We start from the raw sequence: 6,074 nt of genomic DNA, 5'->3' as shown, positions 1-6,074 counted from the left end.
TTATAACTCTCCCCAAAAACTGGACAGGTATATAAGGTGCGTGTTAGCCTGCCGAAACCGAAAGGAGGTGCGGTATGGTAAGGGACATGCGGAGAGGTTACGATGGAGCATTCAAAGCGAGAGTTGCCCTGGAGGTGCTTAAAGAAGAGAGGACCCTTGCCCAGATTGCCAGTGAATTTGGGGTACACCCCAATCAGATTCGCCAGTGGCGTCAGAGGCTTCTTGATGGTCTGCCCCAGTTGTTTTCTGATCGGCGCAAGAAACTGGAGAAGGATAGCGAAGATTTGCAGGCGGAGCTTTACCGTCAGATTGGACAGCTCAAAGTAGAGGTGGACTGGCTTAAAAAAAAATCCCAGACACTTCTGTTGAAGAAAAAAGGCAATTGATCGAATCAGGATATGTGATGTTGTCTGTAAACCGACAATGTGAGCTTTTAGACCTTGCCAGGTCTTCATATTATTACCACTCCGAAAAGGATGACCGCTATAGCCGTTTTTTGATGAATGTGATTGACGAACAATTTACCAGAACTCCCTTTTATGGTGTTCCGAAGATGACAGCCTGGTTAAAGATTCAGGAACATAACGTAAATCACAAACGGATTCGGAGATTGATGCGCCTCATGGGTCTGGAGGCCATTTATCCGAAGCCAGGGTTGAGCACAGCCAGTCCTGAGCATAAGATATATCCGTATCTGTTGAAACACCTGGAGATTAACCATCCTGATCAGGTGTGGTGTGCCGACATAACCTATATCCGGATGGTACAGGGCTTTGTTTATCTGGTGGCTATCATGGACTGGTTCAGTCGGTATGTTCTGGCCTGGGAGATTTCTACGACCCTGGACAAAGCATTCTGTATCCGCGCTCTGGAAAGAGCGCTCATGGCCTCGAAACCGGAAATATTCAATACTGATCAGGGGGTACAGTTCACCTCCCTTGAGTTTACCAATCGTTTGGAACAGGCAGGCATCCGGATTAGCATGGATGGCCGTGGCAGGGTCTTTGACAACATCTTTGTAGAGCGGCTCTGGCGGACGGTCAAGTATGAGGAGGTCTATCTCCATGATTACTACACGGTACCGGAGGTACGCCGCCAACTGGACAGGTACTTCCAGTTCTACAACAAAGAAAGGATCCACGAGGCCCTGGATTATCGGACACCCTATGATATCTATTTCAAAGAACCATACCAGGAGTGGACACAGCAAAGGATGAGGACAGCGACAGGTTAAGATGAGTTGCGTTCCTAACAAGAAGCGATCCTGGCCCAAAATCGCGATGGCGCATGAAAGTATTATCACATGGAAAATGGCCTAACTTTAAAAACCCGTGCAGGCGTACCAGATGCACCTTAAACAAGCCTATTTTTTGTCTTGACAATGGGGAGACCCTTAGTTTATATTGATCTCACTGCATGCTTTTAATAGGTCAGCACCTGCCGAGGAAAAGGTGGTCAAAATTAGCGCATGGTGCGCAAAAAGTGATCGGAACAAGGGAAACACTGAGAAGGACTGCAGGGAGTCCCATATTGAATACGAGAGCTTTGAACTTTGGATTCATCAGCGCTCAGAAATCTTTTGACGATTATGTACGTCTCGCTTCACTGTAAAGGCAAAACTCGCTCTTGAGCGCTCAAACATTGCCTTTGCGGACGCTTCGCTGCGACGGCATGGCGCCAGAAAAAAACATTTGATTCGCTCTCCTGAATCCAAATTTCGTTATTTTTCAAAGGTCTCAGAGGGATAAATTCCTATGGGAAATAACATTGCCATGCTGTCATTTTGAGCGAAGTGAGAAATCTTTAATGATAGCAAAAGAAGGGAGGTGTTAGATAATGTTAAGAAAACCGATGTTTGTGGTAAGGAAATTAAGTATTTTCTGTCTCGTGGGTATAGTGCTCGGTGTGCTGGCCTATGCGGCCTCGGCTGCCGAGCTTCCGGCCGGGACCGTGATTAACAAAGCCAACCTGGACAAGGTCATAAACGATACCTTTGAGGGGAAGACGATCCGGAGCATGCTGATCGCGTCCCTGGAGTACCAGATCCGGAACTGGGGTCTCCAGATGAAGCTTAGACACTCCGATATACCCAAGATGAGCAAGGGTTTCATCGAGGCCACCAAGAGGTACGCAAAAAACATTAAATTCGATCCCAAAACCCGTGAGGTTTCAGGCTACATGGCCGGCCTGCCTTTTCCCGATATCTCCATGGATGACCCGTACGCAGGCGACAAGGTGGTCTGGAACTGGTATTACGCCCAGGGGTGGGGTAATGTCCAGCAGTATAAACACACCTGGATCTTTATCAGCGCCGACACGGGTGTCGAGCGTCGGCAGGACTGGTACTGGAACCGCGTATACCTCAAGGGACGTCTGAAAGACAGGGGGGAGAAACCGGTTCTGGATGACAAAATTCTCTGGAAGACCATTTTCTATGTCACGGCCCCCTATGACCTGAGGGGGTTAGGGTTATTCACGATCCGCTATGACAGTTCGAAACTCGATGACACCTGGGTCTATGTCAAGTCGGTGCGGCGGACCCGAAGGCTCGCCGGCGGCGCCTGGGTGGACTCGGTGGATGGTCTGGACATGCTTTATGACGATCTAGGGTGCATCAATGCGCGTCCGTCATGGTACACAAGCTGGAAAGTGCTCAGTAAGAAAACGATTCTCGTCGTGGGGAACGCTAAAATGAACTGGGTAAAGGACGCTCCCACGCTGGAGAAGGAATTCCCGTCGATCGACCTGAAAAACTGGCCACATTGGAACCCTTCCCTCGTATACGAGTGGGAGCCCCGTGAGGTCTGGGAAATCGAGGGGATTCCGCCATCCTACCATCCGTACAGCAGGAGGGTTGTATATGCGGATACCCATTATCCGGCCACTTACATAGGCGAGGGGTACGACAAGGAAGGCAAGCTCTGGAAATTCATGCAGTATCTTCACGGGCCCGTTACCAAGGCGAATTTGCATCTGCATAGTCCGGGCACCGTGGTTCCGCATCCTAATGATGATGAGAATACATCGATGGCCATCCCAAACATGGGCACTAACATAGACTTCAAACGGCGGCACGCCACGAATTTCCATTGCCGTACAATGGACTTCAGCGGAAAATTCGATGTGGATGACGTGACCCTCGGCCATCTCGAAGCGGCGGGTAAATAAACGGGTAGTGTAGAGAACTGGCAATAACCGCTTTAGGCTGGCTTATCTGTTTTTGCCCCTTTCGTCTGGCGGTGCCTAAATAGCCGCACCATGGTGGACTTGCCAGTTCTCCCTCATCAAACCGTGCATGCGATTTTCCCGCACACGGCTTTCCGATGCTCTTCACTATAAGACATGCATAGCGCTCGCTGAACCCCGGCATTAAATGGGTTGAGTAGACCCGCCGAGTACCAGCTTTCCCTACTTGGCCTGGCAATAGAGCTTCCTCCATCGTGTCCTGGTGATATTACGAAGTGAATAGCCATTCGGCAATCTTCATCACCCTCCACTCTTCGGTTGCGTGAACAAAGCAGGGGCCCTTCCCTCGAGCAGGGTTATGTAGGCCCCTCCCCTTGCCCTCAAACGGTACTTTGAACCCCTCCGACTCCCGATATGACCCGCCACGATTTCGTTACCTTATACGCGCCAGTTGATATCCTCCACCATCACCATATCGGGTCTCCAGCACTGGACTGTTTGTCTTCCGCAACATGCCGCCCCTCTCACGAACCGCTTCCGTTTTCCAAGCCCGTGTCTTTGGCCTTCCCCGTGTGTCCATCGGGTCGGCATCTTCATTAAAGTTTAACGAGGCTACCTGTAGGTTCACTTGCGTTACGGCCTGCTGCTTTGCCAATTGAAAGCTTACGACCCCTTAACGAAAGCCCCTTTCCCCCCAGCGTGGGCTTTCCACGGGGGGAAAGATTTGCAGGTTTTGATGGCATGAAAATAGCTTACATATTTAAGGTAAAGAAACGCCATGAGGATTAGAGATGATAGGAAAGTGAAGCCGTATAATTTACATATGCCAAAAGGATGCTTTTAGTGGCGCAACGCCTGCCGGGAAAAAGGTGATCAAAATTAGCGCAGGATGTGCAAAAAATGATCTGGATAGGGAGAACACTTCAATTTTTAGCAAACCAAAACTTTTATGACAATTGAGTATGTTATATGTTAGGTGGAAGGGTATCCCTATGTAGAGAGGGTTTATTTTATATAGTGAAGAATATTGGTAGTGGCATAATCTTTGCTCCTATGCTCCTAAAGTAACAGTAAACAGTAATGGGAAAAATGGCAAAAGAGTTAAACCCATTTGAGTAGCCTGGTAATTGAAATGATCAAAAATACCCCAACAATTTGTAGCTTCTGCAGCAATGGGTGCGGGATGTTTATTCGCACCGATGGAGTAGAACCACAGGGCATTTTACCTGTCACCGGTCATCCGGTAAGTGAGGGTCGTCTTTGTCATCGGGGATGGAATCGTTTTCAGAACCTCCGAAGTTTAAATCGCGTCATCCGTCCCCTCATCCGGGAGGGAGGTCAGCTAAAAGAAGTTGACTGGGAGAAGGCCCTCAGGAAGTGCAATGAGAGGCTCTCCGAGCTTATAAATTCCTATGGCCCCCAGTCTCTTGGGGTAGTCGGGTCTCCCTGGTTAACCAATGAGGACAACTACTTCATCTCTCTTTTCTGCCAACAAGTTCTTAAAAGCAACAATCTGGACGGAAGCTACCGATTTAGTGGGGCCTCTGCGCTTACTGGCTTAGCTCAGTTTTTTTCTGGATCTCTCGGATCGTTGGGTTCCATTTCCTCAATGCGCGAGAGCCCCGCTATTTTAGTGCTTGGGAGAGGGAGCTTAAGGGATTTTTCCCCGGTTGGTTCTCGCATTATCCAGTCTTTTCTCAAGGGCGGTAAGGTCATCCTGGCTGATCCCTCTTCTCAGCGGGCGGAACACTTTTATAAATTCCGTCTTCCCTATGCATTAGAAAGTCTTTCTTTCGCCCTAAAGGAGAGAGCAGAAGTCCCTGATGAGGTTTTTCAATGCCTTTCTCAAGCCGGATCAGCTCTGGTTTTTATTGCCGATGAGGTTAATCAGTCATCAAGCCTCGTTTCTCTTCTTGCATTCTTCTCCCAGCTTTTACCCACGCAAAATCGAATTCCTACAGTCATACCCATAAGCAGATCTCCCAATCTAAGGGGTGCTTGGGATATGGGGATAAAACCTGGAGAAGAAGGGTTAAACCTTCAGGAGATGCTTGATGCTGAAAGTAAAATTAAAGGCCTCCTCATTTTCGCTGACGATCTTCTTACTCATCTCCCGTCATCCTCAATGGTTGAGAGGCTTAAAAGCCTGGAATTCTTGATGGTAGCTGACCGCTTCTTTACTGAAACCACCAGGATTGCTCATTGTATCCTCCCAATCCCCCTTCTCGCCGAAGGGGGAGGCACCATGACTAATACTGAAGGGAGAATACAAAAATTGCGGCCAGCTTTAAATCCCAGGGAAGAAAGTCGGAGCCTCCTCGAAATCCTTCCCGAGCTCTCTGAAAGGTTAGGCAATCCTTTACGTGCTTTCTCTGAATCAGAGGTGAGGAGAGAAATTAGTACATCAGTCCCTGGTTACCAGCAAATAGCCTCTGAATCAGAATTGGATTCGGTTTCTGGAATCCTCCTCCCGCCCCCAAAACAAAATGGGGTGCCCTTACAACCTTCCAGAACCACCAAGAGCCCCAAGGAAGAGGAGTATTTTCTCCTTATTCCGAATACCCTTTATGCCTGGAATCGAAATCAGATGATCTTAGAGTCTCCGGTTCTGAAGATTGAGTGTCCCAGTGATCGTTTAGTTATACGAATGAGTTCCCAAGATGCCCGTGAATATAGGATTCGTATGGGGGAAAAAGTAAGGATTCGCTCGGAGCGAGGTGAGGTCCAAGTTCCAGTAGAACTGGACGAAAACCTCCCCTCCCGCACCTTGGTGCTTCCCTCTCATTTTATCACTTTGATGGAAAGCTTAGCCGGGAAAGGCGAGTTAGATCTGGCAACCCGGTCCCTTTACTATCCTAACCTTTATGTAACTTTGGAGAAGATCTAAG

At 48.6% G+C, this 6,074-nt stretch carries 4 protein-coding genes; 3 read left to right on the top strand and 1 reads right to left on the bottom strand.

Translation table 11 applies throughout. The annotated features are described in order from the left end of the window. The first annotated feature begins 74 nt into the window (after positions 1-74). Both QMD03_06325 and QMD03_06320 read left to right on the top strand, forming a co-directional pair. Positions 75-1,234 (top strand): IS3 family transposase gene (locus QMD03_06325; protein MDI6776844.1). Its coding sequence is split into 2 segments (ribosomal slippage): positions 75-360 and positions 360-1,234, totalling 1,161 coding nucleotides; the frame shifts between segments, so codons are not numbered across the junction. Between the two features lie 602 nt (positions 1,235-1,836). Next, positions 1,837-3,168, top strand: coding sequence for a DUF1329 domain-containing protein (locus tag QMD03_06320; GenBank protein MDI6776843.1), 1,332 nt, complete (start codon positions 1,837-1,839; stop codon positions 3,166-3,168). Between the two features lie 451 nt (positions 3,169-3,619). On the opposite strand, the gene QMD03_06315 is transcribed toward QMD03_06320, so the two are convergent. Next, positions 3,620-3,814: a hypothetical protein gene (locus QMD03_06315; GenBank protein MDI6776842.1), complete on the bottom strand. Its 195-nt coding sequence runs from the start codon at positions 3,812-3,814 to the stop codon at positions 3,620-3,622. A gap of 504 nt (positions 3,815-4,318) precedes the next feature. Between QMD03_06315 and QMD03_06310 the strand changes: the two genes are divergently transcribed. After that, the gene (locus QMD03_06310; protein ID MDI6776841.1) at positions 4,319-6,073 is read left to right on the top strand and encodes a molybdopterin-dependent oxidoreductase; all 1,755 of its coding nucleotides are present in this window, start codon (positions 4,319-4,321) and stop codon (positions 6,071-6,073) included. Position 6,074: the final 1 nt, after the last annotated feature.

This window comes from Syntrophales bacterium, from assembly GCA_030018935.1.
In the GTDB taxonomy this organism is placed as follows: Bacteria; Desulfobacterota; Syntrophia; order Syntrophales; family CG2-30-49-12; genus CG2-30-49-12.
Note: the sequence above shows the minus strand (reverse complement) of the source record. Positions and strands in the feature narration are given on the sequence as shown.